Annotated in this window: 17 protein-coding genes and 1 riboswitch; of the genes, 14 read left to right on the top strand and 3 right to left on the bottom strand. The window is 66.1% G+C overall.

Translation table 11 applies throughout. From position 1 onward, the window contains the following. Positions 1-49 precede the first annotated feature (49 nt). The 10 genes from ACFWF1_RS25915 (at position 50) to ACFWF1_RS25870 (ending at position 10,611) form a co-directional block, all read left to right on the top strand. A complete protein-coding gene (locus tag ACFWF1_RS25915; RefSeq protein ID WP_379287596.1) occupies positions 50-1,282 on the top strand; it encodes an MFS transporter in 1,233 nt (410 codons plus the stop codon). Beyond that, the gene (locus ACFWF1_RS25910) at positions 1,279-1,767 is read left to right on the top strand and encodes a cobalamin B12-binding domain-containing protein (RefSeq protein ID WP_379287594.1); all 489 of its coding nucleotides are present in this window, start codon (positions 1,279-1,281) and stop codon (positions 1,765-1,767) included. Before ACFWF1_RS25915 ends, ACFWF1_RS25910 begins: the two co-directional genes overlap by 4 nt. Beyond that, positions 1,767-3,005: an acetyl-CoA carboxylase biotin carboxylase subunit family protein gene (locus tag ACFWF1_RS25905; RefSeq protein WP_379287592.1), complete on the top strand. Its 1,239-nt coding sequence runs from the start codon at positions 1,767-1,769 to the stop codon at positions 3,003-3,005. The genes ACFWF1_RS25910 and ACFWF1_RS25905 overlap by 1 nt, the downstream gene beginning before the upstream one ends. Beyond that, positions 3,002-4,489 carry a hypothetical protein gene (locus ACFWF1_RS25900; protein ID WP_379287590.1) on the top strand — a complete coding sequence of 496 codons (1,488 nt, stop codon included), beginning with the start codon at positions 3,002-3,004 and terminating at the stop codon, positions 4,487-4,489. Before ACFWF1_RS25905 ends, ACFWF1_RS25900 begins: the two co-directional genes overlap by 4 nt. 1 nt (position 4,490) lies before the next feature. Continuing rightward, complete coding sequence (locus ACFWF1_RS25895; RefSeq protein WP_379287588.1) at positions 4,491-5,738, top strand: methylaspartate mutase; 1,248 nt, start codon at positions 4,491-4,493, stop codon at positions 5,736-5,738. Beyond that, on the top strand, positions 5,735-7,000 hold the full coding sequence (locus ACFWF1_RS25890; protein ID WP_379287587.1) for an ATP-grasp domain-containing protein: 1,266 nt from the start codon (positions 5,735-5,737) through the stop codon (positions 6,998-7,000). Before ACFWF1_RS25895 ends, ACFWF1_RS25890 begins: the two co-directional genes overlap by 4 nt. Before the next feature lie 26 nt (positions 7,001-7,026). Next, positions 7,027-8,367: a cation:proton antiporter gene (locus ACFWF1_RS25885; RefSeq protein ID WP_379287585.1), complete on the top strand. Its 1,341-nt coding sequence runs from the start codon at positions 7,027-7,029 to the stop codon at positions 8,365-8,367. Between the two features lie 72 nt (positions 8,368-8,439). Continuing rightward, a complete protein-coding gene (locus ACFWF1_RS25880; protein WP_379287583.1) occupies positions 8,440-9,285 on the top strand; it encodes an SAM-dependent methyltransferase in 846 nt (281 codons plus the stop codon). A gap of 44 nt (positions 9,286-9,329) precedes the next feature. Then, positions 9,330-9,471: riboswitch (cobalamin riboswitch) on the top strand. Positions 9,472-9,510: 39 nt separating this feature from the next. After that, positions 9,511-9,726: a CbtB domain-containing protein gene (locus ACFWF1_RS25875; RefSeq protein ID WP_379287581.1), complete on the top strand. Its 216-nt coding sequence runs from the start codon at positions 9,511-9,513 to the stop codon at positions 9,724-9,726. Between the two features lie 30 nt (positions 9,727-9,756). Next, a complete protein-coding gene (locus ACFWF1_RS25870; protein ID WP_379287580.1) occupies positions 9,757-10,611 on the top strand; it encodes a CbtA family protein in 855 nt (284 codons plus the stop codon). A 59-nt stretch (positions 10,612-10,670) separates the two neighbouring features. Here the strand turns inward: ACFWF1_RS25870 and ACFWF1_RS25865 are convergent, their stop codons facing one another. After that, positions 10,671-11,795: an FAD-dependent oxidoreductase gene (locus tag ACFWF1_RS25865; protein ID WP_379287578.1), complete on the bottom strand. Its 1,125-nt coding sequence runs from the start codon at positions 11,793-11,795 to the stop codon at positions 10,671-10,673. 105 nt (positions 11,796-11,900) lie between these two features. Between ACFWF1_RS25865 and ACFWF1_RS25860 the strand changes: the two genes are divergently transcribed. Continuing rightward, the gene (locus tag ACFWF1_RS25860; protein WP_379287577.1) at positions 11,901-12,614 is read left to right on the top strand and encodes a TetR/AcrR family transcriptional regulator; all 714 of its coding nucleotides are present in this window, start codon (positions 11,901-11,903) and stop codon (positions 12,612-12,614) included. 9 nt (positions 12,615-12,623) lie between these two features. On the opposite strand, the gene ACFWF1_RS25855 is transcribed toward ACFWF1_RS25860, so the two are convergent. Beyond that, on the bottom strand, positions 12,624-13,088 hold the full coding sequence (locus tag ACFWF1_RS25855; protein WP_379287575.1) for a winged helix-turn-helix transcriptional regulator: 465 nt from the start codon (positions 13,086-13,088) through the stop codon (positions 12,624-12,626). A gap of 86 nt (positions 13,089-13,174) precedes the next feature. Here ACFWF1_RS25855 and ACFWF1_RS25850 point away from each other — a divergent pair, with 86 nt between their 5' ends. Then, a complete protein-coding gene (locus ACFWF1_RS25850; RefSeq protein WP_379287573.1) occupies positions 13,175-14,410 on the top strand; it encodes an MFS transporter in 1,236 nt (411 codons plus the stop codon). On the opposite strand, the gene ACFWF1_RS25845 is transcribed toward ACFWF1_RS25850, so the two are convergent. Continuing rightward, complete coding sequence (locus ACFWF1_RS25845; protein ID WP_379287571.1) at positions 14,411-14,878, bottom strand: nuclear transport factor 2 family protein; 468 nt, start codon at positions 14,876-14,878, stop codon at positions 14,411-14,413. A gap of 306 nt (positions 14,879-15,184) precedes the next feature. Between ACFWF1_RS25845 and ACFWF1_RS25840 the strand changes: the two genes are divergently transcribed. Beyond that, complete coding sequence (locus ACFWF1_RS25840; RefSeq protein ID WP_379287569.1) at positions 15,185-17,047, top strand: AMP-binding protein; 1,863 nt, start codon at positions 15,185-15,187, stop codon at positions 17,045-17,047. Between the two features lie 75 nt (positions 17,048-17,122). Next, the gene (locus tag ACFWF1_RS25835) at positions 17,123-18,019 is read left to right on the top strand and encodes an LLM class flavin-dependent oxidoreductase (RefSeq protein ID WP_379287567.1); all 897 of its coding nucleotides are present in this window, start codon (positions 17,123-17,125) and stop codon (positions 18,017-18,019) included.

Raw genomic sequence — 18,019 nt, 5'->3', positions numbered from 1 at the left:
GCGGGCCGTGCCTCGGCGCCCGGGGTCGGCAGCTGGCGGAGCCGGCGGGGTGGGTAAGCAGAGCGCGCTGTTCGCCACGGGTGTTCTGCTCGGACTGGTTGCCGAACAGGTTGTGCTGTTCGCGGTGCCGCTGTTGATCTTTCACGACACCAAGCAGGTCTCCACCCTCGGCTTCGCGTTCGCGCTGGAATGGTTGCCCGCGCTGATCGCCTACCCGTTCGCGGGTCTGCTCGCGGACCGGGACGGTGGCGCAAGGCTGTTCACCAGAGTCGCGGTGATGCGCGCGGTGATCCTGGTCATCGTCGTGCTGGTCTGCCTCACCCGGCCGGGCTGGATGGTGCCCGCATTGATGACCGGCGGTGCGTGCCTGTCGGTCTGCGTGGCACCTATCCGCATGTCGATCGAGCGGATGGTGCCGCAGATCGCCCGCGACTCGCAGATCGCCACGGTGCAGTCGCTGGTGCAGAACATGGAATTGCTCGCGATGGCGCTCGGCCCCGCCCTGGCGATCCTGGCCGCGGCGTTCCTCGGCAAGCTGTGGCTGCTGCTCGTGGCCGCCGCCGCGTTCGCGATCAGCGCGGCCACCTGGCTGCCGCTGCCCCGGCCGAAGGTGCGCACCGCCGTCGGGTGGGCGGCCCGAGAAGTGCTGGCGGAGTTGGCGATCGGCTGGCAGCTCATGGTGCGCATCCGTCCGGTGCTGCTGCTCGGCATTCTCAACTTCACCATCAACCTGGTGGTCGGCGTGCTGATCGTTTCGAACGCGGCGCTGGTCACCGATGTCTTCCACGCGCCCGACTCCGCGTACGGCCTGCTCAATGCGGCCGTCGGTGTCACTGGGCTGCTGAACCTCCTGCTGATGCCCGCCCTGCTGCGGCGCTTCGGAGTGGAACCTATTGGGGCGATCGGCTTTTGGCTGATGTGCGGCACGGTACTGATTGCCGCCCTCGCACCCTCTTATCTGGTCTATGCCCCCGCTTTCGTCGCGATGCTCGTCGGGGATGCGCTCTACAACATCTACAACCGCACTCAGCGGGTGAAGGTGATTCCCGGCGAGCATCTCGGCAAGGTGATGGGTCCCTTCTATCTGCTCAACCTGTTGTCCTATCCGATCGCGGGCCTGCTGATCGGCGGTCTGGGCGCCTCCATCGGCGCACAGCGACTCGCGCTGTGGATGGGCGGACTGCTCTGCCTGTTCGGCGCGGTTTTTCTGCCGTTGACGATGGCCAGTTTCCGAAAAGCCTTGCTGGCCCGCGAGAACGCTAACGTTGAGGTCGTGACATGAACGCTGGTTTCCGGTGCGTGCTGAGCACCGTCGAGTCCGATTCCCATCTCTGGAACCTGGTCTATCTGCAAAAGCTGCTCGAGGAGCACGGCGCGACGGTCAACAACCTCGGCACGTGTACGCCGGTGCAGCACGTGGCCGACGCGATCCGCGCGGACCGGCCCGACCTGCTGGTCGTGTCGAGCGTGAACGGCCACGGCTTCCACGGCGCGCAGGTGCTGCTGTCCGGCCTGCGGGAACGCGGGCTGGAGGTGCCGTGCGCGATCGGCGGCAAGCTGACCACCGCGGTATCCGACGACGACCGGGTCCGCCGCGAACTGCTCGAACTGGGATACACCGACGTGTTCCTCGGCGACGACGCCATCGAGCGGTTCCGCGGTTTCCTGCGTTTCGGTCTGGCGCAAGGGTTTTCGGCCTGGCGCGCGGACCGGGCGCTCATCAGTCCCTGGGACAGCGAGGACGCGGCAACGCGAGAGGTGTTCTGATGCATATCGTCATCGTCAATCGGTGGCCACGGTTCTTCGACGGGATCCGCTGGGACAACGAGCTCACTCGCTACGAGGAGTTCGTCGATCACGAGGCCAATCAGGTCAGTTACGTCGTGGACGGTCCAGGAGCCGATGGCGTGCTTACGGATCCGGCGAAGATCGCCTGTCAGGTGCGGGTCGAGGACGTCAACGACGTGGCGGCGCTCGGTGCGGCCGTCCGGGAGATCATAGAGCGGGTCGGGCCGGTCGACGAGCTGATCGCGCTGTCGGAGTTCACTTTGGAGATCGCGGCCAAAGTCCGTGCGGAACTGGGGATTCCTGGCCCGACCGTCGACGAGGTCGCCGTGTACCGGGACAAAGTGCGGATGAAGCAGGTGCTGGACGAGGCGGGCATCCCGGTGCCCCGGTTCGCCGACTGTAGAAGCGTCGAGCAGGTGCGGGCCTTCGCGGAATCCTGCGGCTATCCATTGATTCTCAAGCCGCTCGGCGGTGCCGCCAGCATCGGCGTGCGCAGGGTGGACAACGCTGTGGAACTGGATGCCGCGCTGGCGTCGATCGCGTTGGCGGACTACGAGATCGAGGAGTTCATCGCCGGGCAGATCTACCACGTGGACGGGTTCGCGGACGACGATGCCTGCGTCACCTTCCAGGCGGTCTCCCGCTACATCAACGACTGTCTGTCCTTCGCGCACGGCACACCGCTCGGCTCGGTGCTGATGGGGCCGTCGCCGCAACGGACGCTGATCGAGGACTTCTCGCAGCAGATCATCACGGCACTCGGCTTGCGCCGCTTGCCCTTTCATCTCGAGGTGTTCCTCACCCCGGCGGGTGATCCGGTGTTTCTGGAGATCGGTGGGCGAGTAGGTGGCGCCGAAGTGCCGCACCTGCTCTACCGGGTGTTCGGCGTCAACCTGTACGAGATGTTCCTGCGGGCGCTCTCGGGTGGTCCGGTTCCGCCGGTCCCCGAGGTGGTCGACTCCTCCGGCGGTTGGCTGATCATGCCCAAGTCCGCCGAGCGGACCGAACGGGTGCTGCGGGTTTCGTCCATGCGGGACCAAGTCCCGATCGTCTGGCGTGAGCTGCTGCCCGCGCCGGGCGCGGTGCTGGCGCCGGGCGGCGCGTACGACGCGCTGCATCGCGGGCGCTTCATCGTGTTGCACGAGGATGAGCACGTCGTCGAGGCCGGCATCCGAAAGATCATCGAGAACTTCGACTTCGAGGCGGAATCGCTATGAACGCTGGACATGATGCCAAAGACGACCTAGAGCGCTACGAGCAGCTGATCGGATTCCTCACCACGGACGAGCGACGCGGAGTGGCGGCGGTCGGCGACAAGCTGATCGAGGACGCGGGCGGTCTCACCAAGCTCGCCGACTACAAGGTCATGGTGGCTTACGGCGGCGGCAAGGACAGCACCTACGTGGTGGCCTTCGTGCGGGCCGTGCAGCTGCGCCTGCAACTCGCTTACGGCAGAACGTTTTTGATGCGGGTGGCGAACATGCGGCACGCGGGCGTGGTGAGCGCGGTGATGGAGAACATCGATCGGGTGTACTCGGCGCTGGGTCTGCTCGACGACGATCGGGCCGAGCTGCTCACCATCGACCACACCGAAATCCGCCGGTTCCGTGTCGATTTGCCGCTGCCGGACAAGCTGGTGGCGATCAACCGGCTCGACGTGTTGATGAACGGGCACCGGTCGGCCGGTGATGGACGACCTACCTTCTGCAACAGCTGCAACCTGGCGGTAGCCGACTTCTACGGTCGGGCCGCCTGGTGGCGTGGCGGCGTCGACGCGATCATGACCGGCGACTCCCGGCGGGAGCAGGCCCTCTATGCCGCGTGGATTCTCCGGCTGGCCAAGGGAATCGGCATCGACGTGCAGCGCAAGGGGATGACATTCCAGGACCTGCTTGCCGCGTTGCGTGGCGTCGGCGACGCGTATTTCCGCGAATTGTTCGGCGACGACGAGCACGAGCCCGCCGAACGCGAAGTGGCCGTGGGTGATCGGTCGGTGCAGCCCACCTTCGTTTCCATCTATGACCTGGTCAGCTATCGCGTGCACGATCATTGGGATCTGATCGTCCATTTCCTCGGCTTCCGGTTCGATGATCTGGCCTTCAGTTTCACCGAATCCGATTGCGCCAACCCGACTCTCATGGCGCACCTGCGCGGGCTGCGCGTCGAGTATGTCGAGGGGCGGACCTACCAGGCCGGGATCTCCGAGTATCTGGAGTTCGCCGAGACGATGATGCGCCGGAAGGAGATGCCGGACAGCCTCATCGCGCTCGCTCTCGGTCGCTATGAAACGCCGGAGAAGGTCGTCAAACAGCGTGAGGTGGCGGCCACGTACGCCGAGAACGCGTTCGGGCTGGGGGAGGACGAGCTGGTCGCGATGGTCTTCTCGCCGTTCACCGATGAGGGGGCGCGGCTGGCGGAATTCGTCGAACGGTGCCATCCGGAGCGGATCGACGAGGTACCGGTCTTGCACGCCGCGCTGCGTGGCGAGCCGGGGAGCGACAGCGCGGCCGGGTGGCTGGCTGAGGTGTCCGGGCTGTCCATCACGCACCTGCGCACGCTGTATCGCAGTGCGCTGGTCGACTTCGCGGCCGGTGACACGGTGATGGCGCGGGTGCGCGCGGGCGATCCGCACAAATCCCAGGTGCACACCGTCGACGCGCGCTCGGGATTGCCGACGCTCGAGCTGATCTCGGGTCGGTGACGTGGCTGGGTTCTTCGACAGTTTCGTAGCGGACCGCGCCGCCGCGGGGCAGCTGGTTGTCCAGCCGCGGATGGGCATGGGCAGCTTGTCGGAGATGCGGTCCGGCCTTGCCCGGGTGGCGCACCTGGATTTTCCGGTGATCGGCACGCTCACGCTCGACAGCTACACCCGCGTCGGCGATTATCAGAGCCCGCTGGAACGCCTCGCCGCGGGGGAGGAGCTGAACGGGTATCCACTTGTCTCCCACTCGATCGAGGAGACCAAGCGGGTGCTCGCCGACCTGTACGGGCCGACGTTCCCGGTCCAGGTGCGACACGGTACGGCGTTGCCGCTGCGGGTCTTTCAGCGGTTGGTCGAGGTCGGCTTGGACGCGACGGAAGGTGGGCCGGTCTCGTACTGCCTGCCCTACAGCAGGCTGCCACTGCGCGACGCGATCGAGGCGTGGGCGGAGAGCACCCGGTTTCTCGCCGACGCGGCCGAATTCGGGCATATCGAGAGCTTCGGTGGCTGCCTGCTCGGCCAGCTGTGCCCGCCGTCGCTGCTGGTGGCGATGGGGATTCTGGAGGGGTGCTTCTTCCGGCAGCACGGCCTGCGGTACATGTCGTTCAGTTACGCGCAAGGGACACTGGCCGAACAGGATCGGGGCGCGTTGCGGGCGTTGCGGACCCTGGCCGCCGCGTATCTGGGCGATGTGACCTGGCATGTCGTGTTCTACACGTACATGGGTCTTTTCCCGAGGACACCCGACGGCGCGACCCGGCTGATCCGCGACAGCGCCCGGTTGGCCATGGCGACCGGGTGTGAACGGATGATCGTGAAGACGGTGTCGGAGGCGTGGCAGATTCCGTCCGTCGCGGAAAACATCGCGGCGCTGCGTATTGCGTCGGAAGAGGCGGACGGGCCGCTGGACCCGGCGTCCCCGGCGGAGGCGCAGTATTTCGGCGAGGTGCTCGACGAGGCGCGGACCCTCATCGATACGGTGCTCGAGCTCGACGCGGACGTGGGAGTGGCGCTGCTGCAGGCCTTTACCGAAGGCCTGCTCGATGTCCCGTTCTGCCTGCACACCGACAACTTCGGGGCCGCCACCTCCGTGATCGATGAGCAGGGCGCGCTGCGCTGGGGGAAATTGGGCCGACTTCCGTTGCCCGCCGGCGCCGGTCGCGAGGATCTGGCGCGGCTCGGCTCCGACGCGCTCTACGGGATGCTCGACCACGTGGCGAATAGTTATGACAGCAGGCTGATTCCATGACCGAACCGATGAGAGATTCGATGCCCGAGGATGATTCGTCCATTGTCGTACTGGTGGATGCGTTTTCCACGGGAGCGCTGCTCGCGCGGCAGGCGCGGCATCAGCACCGGCTGATCCATGTCCAGTCTCGTTCCCATCTGCCCGCGACCTTCTCCGCGAGCCTGCCCGCCGAGTTGTTCGCGGAGGATCTCTCCTATGCGGACCAGGCCGACGACGTCCTGCGCAGGCTCGGCGAACTGGGACCGATCGCAGTCATCGCGGGCAGCGAGTACGGCGTCGAGGTGGCCGACGAGATCGCCGCGAAACTTGGCTTGCGCGGTAATGATCCGGCGCTCTCGCACGTGCGGCGGGACAAGTTCTACATGCTCGAGGCGGTCGCCGGTGCCGGTCTGCGGACGGCACGGCAGCGGCGCGGCAGCGATGCGGAGCGGCTTTTGGCATGGCGTCGGGCCGAAGGGCTCGGGCGGGTGGTGGTCAAACCGCTCGACAGTGCGGGATCCGATGACGTGTTCATCAGCGATTCCGAGGCGGAGGTTCGGGCGGCGGTCCAGGCGATCATCGGCAAGACGAATCTGATGCTGCGGACCAATGCGGCGGTGCTGGCGCAGGAATATCTGGTCGGAGACGAGTTCATCGTCAACTCGGTCAGCCGGGACGGCAAGCACTGGTTCACCGACGCGTGGATCAGCCACAAGGTGACCGTGCGGGACAACCGCCGGATCTATGACTGCGAAGACCTGCTGTCGCAGGACGATCCGCGCTTCACCGAGATCATCGACTACGTTTCGGGCGTGCTCGACGCGCTCGGCATCGCGAACGGGCCCGCGCACACCGAATTGATCTACACCGCAGCGGGTCCCGTGCTGCTGGAGACCGGGGCGCGGCTCTCAGGACTGGCCAACCCGCGCGCCCTCGATCGCGTCACGGGTGTGAACCAGGTCGACCTGACGATGGACTGCTACCTCGGCGAGGGACGCGCGCTGGCGGCGCAGCCGCCGGTCTATTCGCGGCGGGAGCAGGCGCGCTGCGTGAATCTCATTGCCCACCGGGAGGTTCCGCTGCCTGCCCAGGCGCTGCGGGCGGAGCTCGAACGGCTGCCCGCTATCGAGAGTGTGCGCTTCCGTATCGCCGATCAGGCGATGACCAGGCCGACGGTCGATCTCAACTCGTCGCCGGGTGTGGTGTTTCTCGTGCATCAGGACGCCGCCGAGATCGAACGGTCGTACCGGACGCTGCGTCGGCTCGAACACGAACTCTTGTAGGAGCCCCTGACAGGCAGAGAGCATCGATGACGAATACGCAGCTGGGGCAAATCCTTCTCGCCGTCCTGGTGCTCCTGCTGGGGGCCAACCTGCTCGGTCAGCTGTTCCGCCGACTGCGTCAGCCCAAGGTCGTCGGCGAGATCCTGGCCGGAATTCTGCTCGGCCCAACGGTTCTCGGGAAGGTCGCGCCCGGCGTCGCGGCCGAGATGTTCGGCGGCGACCAGGCTGATCCCAGCGCGGTGGTGCTCGGGTTCCTGTACAACCTCGGCTTGTTGCTGCTGATGTTCGTGTCGGGCTGCGCCGCAAAGCATCTGCTGGGCAGGCAGAATCGCACGGCCACCGCGTGGATTCTGGGGATCGGCACGCCGCTGCCGTTCCTCATCGCCCTCGTTGCCGCGCCGCTGCTGCCGCTCGCGGATTTCACCGGTACCGCGGGGAGCGAGCAGGCCGTCGTGCTCGTCTTCGCGGCCGCCACGGCGGTGACCTCGATCCCGGTCATCACCAAGATCTTCTACGACCTCGGCATCCTGCATACCCGCTTCGCCAGTCTGCAGCTGGGATCCGCTGTGCTGGAGGACATTGCGCTGTGGGGAGTGCTCTCCGTGGCCACCGCGATCGCGGGCGCCACCCTCGGCGCGGCCGGTGATGAGCTGACCGCGACCATCGGCGGGCACATCGCGGTCAACGCCGCCTACGTGATCGTCGCGCTCACCGTTATGCCTGCCGTGCTGCGTACGCTCTCCCGGGCCGAATGGAATGTGGTGGCGCGCAATTCGCCCATCGCGTGGATGCTCATCGTGTTCCTGGGTTATGTCTCCCTGGCCGCCGCCCTCGACGTGACGCCGGCGTTCGCCGCGTTGCTGGCCGGCTTCGGCGTGATGGGCGGCATGAAAGGTACTGAGCAGGAACGATTCCGGGACCCAATGCAGTCCATCAGCGATGTCTCAGGACACTTCTTCGTTCCGCTGTACTTCGCCATCGTCGGCTACCGGCTCGACCTTTCCACGACGTTCGACCCGCTGATGCTGGTGGGGTTCCTGGTCGGCACGTCGCTGGTGGTGTTCCTGTCCGTGGGTCTCGGCGCCAAGCTGGCCGGGATGAGCCGCCTCGACATCGTCAATCTCGCCATCACCCAGAATGCCCGCGGCGGGCCGGGCATCGTGATGGCCTCGGTGGCCTTCGACGCGGGCATCATCAACGCCACCTTCTACACAACCCTGGTGCTCACCGCCGTGCTCACCTCCCAGGCCTGTGGCTGCTGGCTCGACTATGTGCTGCGCAAGGGGTGGCCGCTGCTGTCCGGCGCCGACCTGCGCCGCCGGGGCATCGAACCGGCACCCGAGGAACTGGCGCCGCAGCGGCCGTGACTCGACGCATGCGGGTCGGGTGGAGTGGTTAACTCGATAGGGAGACTTGGGTGTCGAGGGCAGGAGGGTGTCATGGCGGAGGCGAACGGGATGACCGATCTGAAGCAGGGACAGCCGCACAGTGCCCGCATCTATGACTATTTCTTGGGCGGCAAGGACAACTATGCGGCCGACCGGTTGGCTGCCGACACGATCGAGCAGGCCATTCCCAATGTTCGGCTGGTCGCACGAGAGAACCGCGAGTTCATGCGTCGCGCGGTCGGCTACCTCGGCGCACAGGGCATCCGTCAATTCGTCGACATCGGCACCGGCATCCCCACCGAACCCAATCTGCACCAGGTGGCCCAGGAGACGGCCCGCGATGCGCGGGTGGTGTATGTCGACAACGATCCGCTCGTGCTCGCCCATGCTCGCGCGCTGCTCATCGGCACGCCGGAGGGGCGAACCCAGTACATCGAGGCCGATGTCACCGAACCGGCGAAAATCCTTGCCGCGCCGCAACTTCGCGACACCATCGACTTCGCCGAGCCGGTCGCGCTGAGCCTGATCGCGTTGTGCCACTTCGTGCCCGGCGAGCAGATGTACCAGGTCATCGATAAGTTGCTGGAACCGCTTGTGCCAGGCTCGTTTCTAGTGATGACGCACCTCACCGCCGACCTCGATCCGGAGGCGGTCCAGGGCACGGTGCGCGCCTATGAGGCCAGTGGTATACGGATGGAAGCGCGTACGTATGACGGGGTCGCCCGCTTCTTCTCGGGTTTGCAATTGATCGAACCGGGCATCGTGCCGATCGGCCGGTGGTTTCCCGGCGGCACCGCGCCGGATCCGAACGCTGTTGTCCCGCTGGCCGTTGCGGACTCCGCCGCTGTGCTGAAACCGCCCGCTGCCGGATATGCCGCGATCGGGCGTAAGCAATAGGGCGTTTCGGAACACGCTCGGGTAACGGCGTTCGGCGATCCTTGACCTGTCGTTTCGACCGCTTCTAGAGTTGACGTCTGCTGGGTATGAGGAATCTGGTGTAAATCCAGAGCGGTCGCGCCGCTGTGAACATGCTGTGAATAGCGGTGTGTGAGTCAGAAACTCGGTTCGGCAGGAGTTTTCATTCTGGACGTAGGGACGCGCAATCCCTGGAAGGAGTCCCGCATGGCCACTTATGTTCCGCATGCCGGTGTGACGGTTCGTCCGCTCAGCGCCTCGGTCTCGAGCACGCTCTGGTTGGTCGGCACGGTGCTGGGGGCACTGCTGATCTACTACTTCGTCGGTATCGATCAGGGCGCGGTGTCGATTTTCGGCAGCGACACCCACGTCCACGAATTCGTGCACGACGCAAGGCATTTCCTCGGCTTCCCGTGCCATTGAGTCGGCTCGGCCGGAGCGAGTGGTAGCGGTATGGAGAAGCAGATAATCGGTCGCGGCCTGCTCGCGGGCGCGATCGGTGGGTTGCTGGCGTTCGTGTTCGCGCGGATTTTCGCCGAGCCGGTGATCCAGCGGGCGATCGACTACGAAAGCGGTAGGGACGAGGCGCAGGAGGCGCTGGACAAGGCCGCGGGCCACCCGATGGGAGATATGGGCGCGGAGGTGTTCACCCGGACGGTGCAGTCCAATGTCGGGATCGGCCTCGGGATGATCCTGTTCGGTGTCGCCATGGGTGGACTGTTCGCGGTCGCCTACGCGCTGAGCGTCGGCCGGGTCGGCAAGGTGTCGGCGCGCAACCTGGCGCTGCTGCTGGCCGGGGCGTTCTTCGCGGCGGTGTATCTGGTGCCGTTCCTGAAGTATCCGGCGAACCCGCCCTCGATCGGGCATCCGGATACGATCAGGGACCGGACGGCGTTGTATCTGACGATGGTGGTGTTGTCCTCGCTGTTCCTGCTCGGCGCGGTCCTCTTGGGTCGGAGATTGGCAGCGCGCGTTGGCAATTGGACTGCGAGCCTGCTTGCGGCACTCGCCTTCGTGGTGGCTATCGGGATCGTGATGCTGCTTTTGCCTCAGCTGGGGCATCTTTCGGCGAACACCGCCGAATTCGGCAGGCAGGCGACCGAAACACCGCAGCCGCTGACGGATTCGTCGGGCGGCATCGTGTATCCGGGATTCCCCGCCGATGACCTCTATCGGTTCCGGTTGTATTCGATTGCCGCGCAGGCAATCCTGTGGCTGTCGATCGGACTGGTCTTCGCTACGTTGAGCGGCAAGCTGTTCGAGCCGACGCGTAGATCAGACGCTGCGGAAGCAGGTGTCGCCACATAGGAAGCGCCGCAACGGCGTTGTGATTCTCGCCGGATGGATGTCGAGCCGATCCGGCGGGTCTACGCGTGTCCGGTGAACATGGTGACCAGGCTGTGTGGTGCGTTGTCGCCGGACATCAACTCGTGCAGCTCGGCGCCGTCGATGGCGATATCGGTGCTGCGGGGGAACATGGCGAGCTCGTATTCGGCGATCGCGGCCTCGATGTCGCCGGGATGGGCGGCGAGGGCTTTGCCGAGTTCGGCGCCGTCGAGCAAGGCCAGGTTGGCTCCCTCGCCGTTCGGCGGCGCGAGGTGGGCGGCGTCGCCGACCAGTGTTACGCCCGGCACCCGGTCCCATTTGTGGCCGATCGGCAGGGTGTAGTGCGGGCGGAAGACCGGGGCGGTGTCGGCGTCGGTGATCAGTGCGGTGAGTTCTGGTGCCCAGCCGTCGAATTCGTGCGCGATCCGCGCCTTGGTGGCGGTGGCATCGGTGAAATCGATGGCGGCGAACCAGTCCAGCGTCCTGTTGAGCGTCACGTAGGTGTGCAGAGTGTCGCCGCTTTCGCGGTGCGCCTGGATCCCCTTGCCGGGCGCCGGTGCGATCAGCGATCCGCCGCCGACTACTTTCGCGACGGCGGGGTGGCGGGTGTCGGCGTCGTACAGGTAGGTCTCGACGTAGGCGAGACCGGTGTATTCGGGTGTGGCACTGGACAATAGCGGACGGACCCGGGACCAGGCGCCGTCGGCGCCGACCAGCAGGCTCGTCGTGACGGTGCTGCCGTCGGCGAAGGTGACCTCGTGGCGTCCTTCGCCGAGTGCGCGGGTACCGCTGACCTTGTGGCCCCACCGGATGGTGCCGGCGGGCAGCGAGTCGATCAGCAGCTGTCGCAGTGCGCCGCGCTGCACCTCGGGGCGGCCACCGGTGCCGTCGTCGGGCTGGTCGAGCAGGACGGTCCCGTCGCGGTCGAGGACCCGCATCGCCTGACGGCCTTCCAAGATGAGACTGCGGAACTCCTCTGACAGTCCGGCCGCCTCGATGGCGAGCTGCCCGTTGTATTCGTGGATGTCGAGCATGCCGCCCTGCGCGCGGGCTGTCGACGAGGGCTCGGCCTCGTAGACCGTGACCGGGATGCCGTTGACCCGCAGGACGCTGGCGAGGGCGAGTCCGCCGAGTCCGGCACCGATGATCGTGACGGGAGTGGGCATGGTGGGCTCCTTCGGGATCGAGGCCGGTGTGGTCCGGCAACTCTGGAATGCCGTTCCAACATAGCACGCGTTGGAACGGCGCTCCAGACGTGACAAGATGGCGGTATGGCATCGCGAGCAGGCAAAGAGAAGCGCCGGACGGACGCGCTGTCCCGAGAGCGCATCGTCGAGGCGGCCGTCGAACTGCTCGACGCGACCGGCGAGGGCGGGCTGACATTCCGCGCGCTGACCGAGCGTCTTGCCACCGGGCCGGGGGCGATCTACTGGCACGTGGCGAACAAGGGGGAGTTGCTCGCCGCCGCGACCGACGTGGTTGTCGCCGCGGCACTGGCCGTCGAACCCACCGAGTCCGCGGCCTCCCCGCGGGACGAGATCCGTGCCGTCGCGCTGGGGCTGTTCGACGCGATCGACGAACACTCATGGCTCGCCACGCAACTCGCCGTGCAGTTCTCCCGCAGCCCATCGGGGTCGGTAGCGCCGCGGATCATCGAAAGCATCGGGCGGCGGGTCCAGGCGCTCGGTGTCCCCGAGAGCAGCTGGTTCACCGCGACCTCGGCCATGGTGCACTACATCCTCGGCGCGACCAGTCAGTACGTCACGAACAGTCAAGTTCTGGCGGCCGACTTGGATCGCGGCGAGTTCCTCGGTGACGTAGCGAAGGCGTGGGAGGGGCTCGACCCCGCCGACTATCCGTTCACCCGTGCGGTCGCGAGCCAGATGCGCGAGCACGACGACCGGGAGCAGTTCCTCATCGGCATCGATCTCGTACTCGCCGGCATCGCCGGTCTCCACGGGACCGAAGGGCACGTCGGAGGTTAGTGTCGGCGGTTACCGAGATGACTTGGGCACCTTGCGAACTCGGGTGGTTGCCGCGGTGACGGGTTTGCCCCCGTGGTCTTCGGTGCGCAGTCGGGCGACTGGGCGGCCGTCGTGGTCGACGAGCGTCGAGTGGGGTTCGTCGCCGGTGAAGGCGTGGCGTTCGCCCCATTGGCGCAGTGCCACGACGGTGGTGAAGAGGTCCTGGCCCGCGACGGTGAGTTCGTAGCTGTGCCGCTTGCCGCCGGGCGCGGTGCTGGTGGTGAGGATGCCGTGGTCGACGAGCTTGCGCAAGCGGTCGGTGAGGATGTTTCGCGCGATCCCTAGTCGCTGCTGGAAGTCGGTGAAGGTGGTGGCGCCGTCCATGGCGTCGCGCACGATCAGCAAGCTCCAGCGGTCGCCGACGAGGTCGACGGTTCGCGCGACCGGGCAGGTGGGGTCGGTCCAGTCGCGGCCGGTGCCGGCTGTCGTGGTCATGCGCCTCCATTCAATCAGTTGCACTTTGAAACCATTATGCCCTATCGTCAAATGGTTGCATTTTGCTACTAATTTCGGGAGGTGTTGTGGCCGTAGGAGTCACAAGGTCGCAGCGGTGGGTGCTGGCGCTGGTGTGCGCGGTGGCCGTGTCGACGATCTATGCGATCCAGCCGGTGTTGGCGACGGCGGGCATCGGGTTGGGGTTGGCGCGCGAGTCGTTGGGCTGGCTGGTTGCCGCCGGGCAGGTCGGTTACTGTGCCGGTCTTGTCCTGCTGGTCCCGCTCGGCGATGTGCTGAATCGTCGTCGGCTCATCACCGTGCATCTGGTACTCACCGCGGTGGGTGCTGCGGTTGTGGCCGTTGCGCCGAACGGTGTCGTCGCGGTGGTGGGGCTGGCGGTCGCGGGTCTGTTCGCGGTGGTGGTTCAGGTGACGGTCGCCTATGTCGCCGCCGTTTCCGCACCGAGCGAGCGGGGTCGCAATATCGGTGCGGTTACCTCCGGTGTGGTGATCGGCATCCTCGGTGTCCGCGTTCTCGCGGGTGTCCTCGGTGACACGGTCGGCTGGCGGGCCGTGTACGCGCTGCTCGCCGTGTTGTGCGTGGCGTTGGCGCTCACCGTTCGCGCAACGCTCGACTCGGACAGCCGAACGCCCGGCGCGCCGTACGCGCAGGTGCTGGCGTCGATGGGGCGGCTGATACGTACGGATCGGCTGTTTCTGAGCCGTGGGCTGATCACCCTGTTCCTCTTCGCTTCCTTCGGAACCCTCTGGAGCGGGCTCGCCCTGCCGCTGGGCACCGATCCATGGAATTTCGGCACCACGCAGATCGGCCTGTTCGGAGTGGTGGGCCTGGCCGGAGCGTTAGGTGCCGCCCGAGCCGGACGATGGGCCGATTCCGGACGCGCGCAAGTGATTACGGGCTCCGCGCTGGTGTTGCTCACCGCCTCCTGGCCGCTCATCGCCCGAATCGAATCAACCCTGTTGCCGCTCATCGTCGGCATCGTCCTGCTCGACTTCGCCGTCCAGGCGGTACACGTCAGCAGTCAGCACCTGCTGACCGCAGCGCACCCGAACCGGGCCAGCAGCGTCATCGGCGCGTACATGGCCTTTTACTCCCTCGGATCCGCCCTCGGCGCGATCACCACCACCTGGGCCTACAGCACGTGGGGTTGGTCGGCCGCCTGCTGGCTCGGTGCCGCTTACTCCCTCGCCGCGCTGGTTGTGTGGGGACTGGCCCAGGTCACCGGCATCGGTCGGCGACCCGCTGCGAGTTCACCTGAGCCGCAACTGAAGTCGCGAGAAGTGGCAACCCTGCGATGCTGATCAGGGGTGGGAAGCGCGGGTTTCGGTCCAGTCGACCATCAGCCGACGCTCCGCGAACAACCACTCGCCGTTCAGTTTTGCGAACTCGTCGAGGTAGCGGATGGACGCGATCATCAGCGCGCGCTGCTCGGAGTCATCGATCGATAGGTGGTGTGCCAGGCAGTACGTTTCGCCGGTCGCGCGGTCGCCGTCGTACGCGATGGTGCTCTGGCCGTTGAAATGTGTTGTCACGCGGTAGGTATTGAGGTTATCGAAGACCGGGAAGAGTGCGTCTCGGCCGTGTAGTTCCTGCGTCGGTTCCGCCGCGGTCGCATCCATGTACACCACGAAATGCGTATCCGGGGTGAACAGTGCGAGTTGTCCCGGTGCGTCACGCCGGTCGGCGCAATGGGCGTAGGCATCGATCAGTTCGCGGATCGCGAGTCGGTCGGCGGACTCCTGAGGTGAGATTGTCGAATGGGAGTTCATGCGATCTCCTTCGTGCCTGACGAGCACTTATTTGACACGTCCATAAAATCATGCGATTCGCGTTGTTCTGCGGCCGGGTGCGCCGGAGCCGTTCAGGCTGGGCGCTGCGCAACGAATTCCCGGTTAGAGTCGCAGCGAGCCTGGTGAATTGGGGTCACCTGAATCCGGTGAATTCGGATCGGGGGGCTGGATGAGCCACGATCACCTGATCCCGGTGATGTCTGCTCACCGGATCGATAGCGAGGCTGATCGGATGGGCGATGCCACTCCGGGGGATGGATACCTGAGCTGGTTGCCTTTCCCGCGATGCTGCCGACCGTCGGCGCGGGACTCCTCGCGACGTTTCGCGAAACACTCTGGGAGAAGGTTGGTTTCATCGTGTTCGACTCCGTGTACCGGTCGTGGGCGGCGGATCCCGTGCGGTTCTGGGAAAGTCAGGCCGGTGAGCTGGCCTGGAGCCGTCGGTGGGATGCCGGGCTGGACAGCGACAATTCCCCGTTTCACCGCTGGTTCGCCGGTGGTCGGCTCAATGCGGCGGTGAACTGTCTCGATCGGCATATCGCCGAGGGGCGCGGTGAGGTGGCAGCGATTCTGTTCGACAGTCCGCGCACCGGAACCAAGCAGACTTTCACGTATCGACGCTTGCTGGACGAGGTGACCCGGTTCGCTGGAGTGCTCGACGCATTGAACGTGAGCCTGGGTGACACTGTCCTCATTCACCTGCCCGCGATCCCGGAAACCGTGATCGCGATGCTGGCGTGCGCGCGGCTCGGGATCACCCATGTCGTCGTGCCGAGCGTCCCGGTATCCATGTTGCGCGACCGGATCGACGATGCCGCACCGGCCGTGATCCTCACGGCGTCAGCGGGATTCGAGAACCCCGACCTCACCCCGTATCACGCTGTCGTCGATGCCGCGCTGGCGGCGGCCGACCATCAGCCGAGGCACTGCGTGGTGCTGCAACGTCCCTGGGCGCCAAGCGAACTGGTGCAAGGGCGGGATGTGGATTGGTCGGAACTGACTGCGGCGGCATTGCCGTACCGCGATGCTGTTCAGGTCGAGTCCAGCCATCCGCTCTACCTGCTTTACACCTCCGGTTCGACCGGCAGGCCCAAGGCGGTGGTGCGTGACACCGGTGGTTATCTGACCGCATTGCACTGGGCCGTGCGCAACGTCTTCGGTGTGCGGCCGGGCGAGGTGTTCTGGACCGACTCGCACCCCGGCTGGGTGATGGGGCAGTCCTTCACCGTCTACGGCGCACTGGTCACCGGTTGCACGACACTTCTGTACGAGGGCTCGGCCACCGACACTCCCGACGCCGACGCCTTCGCGCGGCTGCTCGACGAATACGAGGTGAGCGTGCTGTCCACGACGCCGATGACGCTGCGCCGCATTCGCGCGGCCGCGCCGTCCCGCACACCAGGCGGTGGCACGCTGCGGGGCGTGTTCCTCGCCAGTGAACGCGTCGAACCGCAGCTGATGGCTTGGGCGAGTGAATATCTCGGCTGCCCGGTCATCGACAACTGGTGGCAGACCGAAGCGGGCTGGCCCATCGCCTCGAACACGCTCGGTCTCGGCCTGCAGCCGGCCAAGCCAGGCTCGGTCACCCGCCCGCTGCCCGGGTATCAACTCGAGATCGTGGACCCGACCGGCAGGGTTGTCCCGCAAGGCGTTTCGGGCCACATCGTGCTCAAACTTCCGCTGCCGCCGGGCACCATCCAGACGCTATGGCAGCGCGACGATCATTTCGTTGCCACGTATTTGACGAAGTTCGCCGGTTACTACGACACCTCGGACGCGGGCCACCTCGACGCGGACGGGTATCTGTGGGTCGAAGGGCGAACCGACGACATCATCAACGTCGGCGGCGACAGTCTGCCCGCCCTCGATGTCGAGCACATCCTCGGCGGCCACCCACACGTGCAGCGTTGCGCCGTGGTCGCCGCACCGGACCCGTTCTACACCGAGGTGCCCGTCGCGTTCATCGTGCGCGCTCCCGGCAGCGAGCTCCCGCAGGAAGATCTCGAGACACAGTTGCAGACACTGGTCACCGAGCGCATCGGCGCGTGGACCCGATTGCGCCGCTTCATCTTCCTCGACGCACTCCCACTCACCCCGTCGAAGAAGATCCAGCGCTCGGCGCTACGCGAGCTCGTGGCAGCGAGATGAACGGGGCAGTTGGACGGACAGTCGTGCTCACCGCCGACCGAAACCGCCGATCGGTGGCCTTGGCATGATCATGGTGTGAACTTACGATTCGGGATTCAGGTGGCGCCGACGGTGACCGAGCTGCCACAGCTGCGGGCGATGGCGAAGGTGGCGGATCGGGAAGGGCTGGAGCTGTTCGGCATTCAGGATCATCCGTACTCGGGTGGGCTGGCGGATACGTTCGCGGTGATGGCTACGGTGTTGTCGGAAACTGAACGGCTGCGGGTGTTTCCGGATGTGGCCAGCCTGCCGTTGCGCGGGCCCGCGATGCTCGGCAAGCAGGCGGCGACCTTGGATCTGCTCAGCGGCGGACGATTCGAACTTGCGTTGGGGGCGGGCGCGTTCTGGCCCGCGATCGGCGCGATGGGCGGGCCGGTGCGGTCGAATCCCGAAGCGTTGCAGGCACTCGAGGAGGCCACCGCGATCATCCGGGCCATGTGGCTGCCGGGGACGAAGGCGAAAGTCCATGGCGCGCAGTACACCGTGCACGGTGTGCAGGCCGGGCCCGCGCCTGCGCATCCGGTCGGCATCTGGTTCGGCAGCGTCGGCCCGAAGGCCAACGCCCTCACCGGTCGGATCGCCGACGGCTGGGCCGCACCCATCCCGCACTATCTGCCGTACGAGAAATGGCAAGCGACACAAGACATTATCTCGTCCGCCGCGATCGACGCGGGACGCAAACCGGCCGACATCACCCGAATGGCGCAACTCGTCGGCACCATCACCGACGCACCAGGCCCGATCACCCTGCGCGGCGAAGAACCGATCCGCACCGACGCCGCAGGCTGGGCCCGCATCCTGGCCGACCTCGCCGTCGAAACCAGCTTCGACACCTTCGTCTACTGGCCCGAATCCGCCGACAACACCCAACTCCGCCGCTGGATCGGCGACGTCGTTCCCACCACCCGAGACTTGACCGAGGGAACCTTATGA

The sequence above is a fragment of the Nocardia sp. NPDC060255 genome (assembly GCF_042727395.1).
Lineage (GTDB): Bacteria > Actinomycetota > Actinomycetes > Mycobacteriales > Mycobacteriaceae > Nocardia.
Note: the sequence above shows the minus strand (reverse complement) of the source record. Positions and strands in the feature narration are given on the sequence as shown.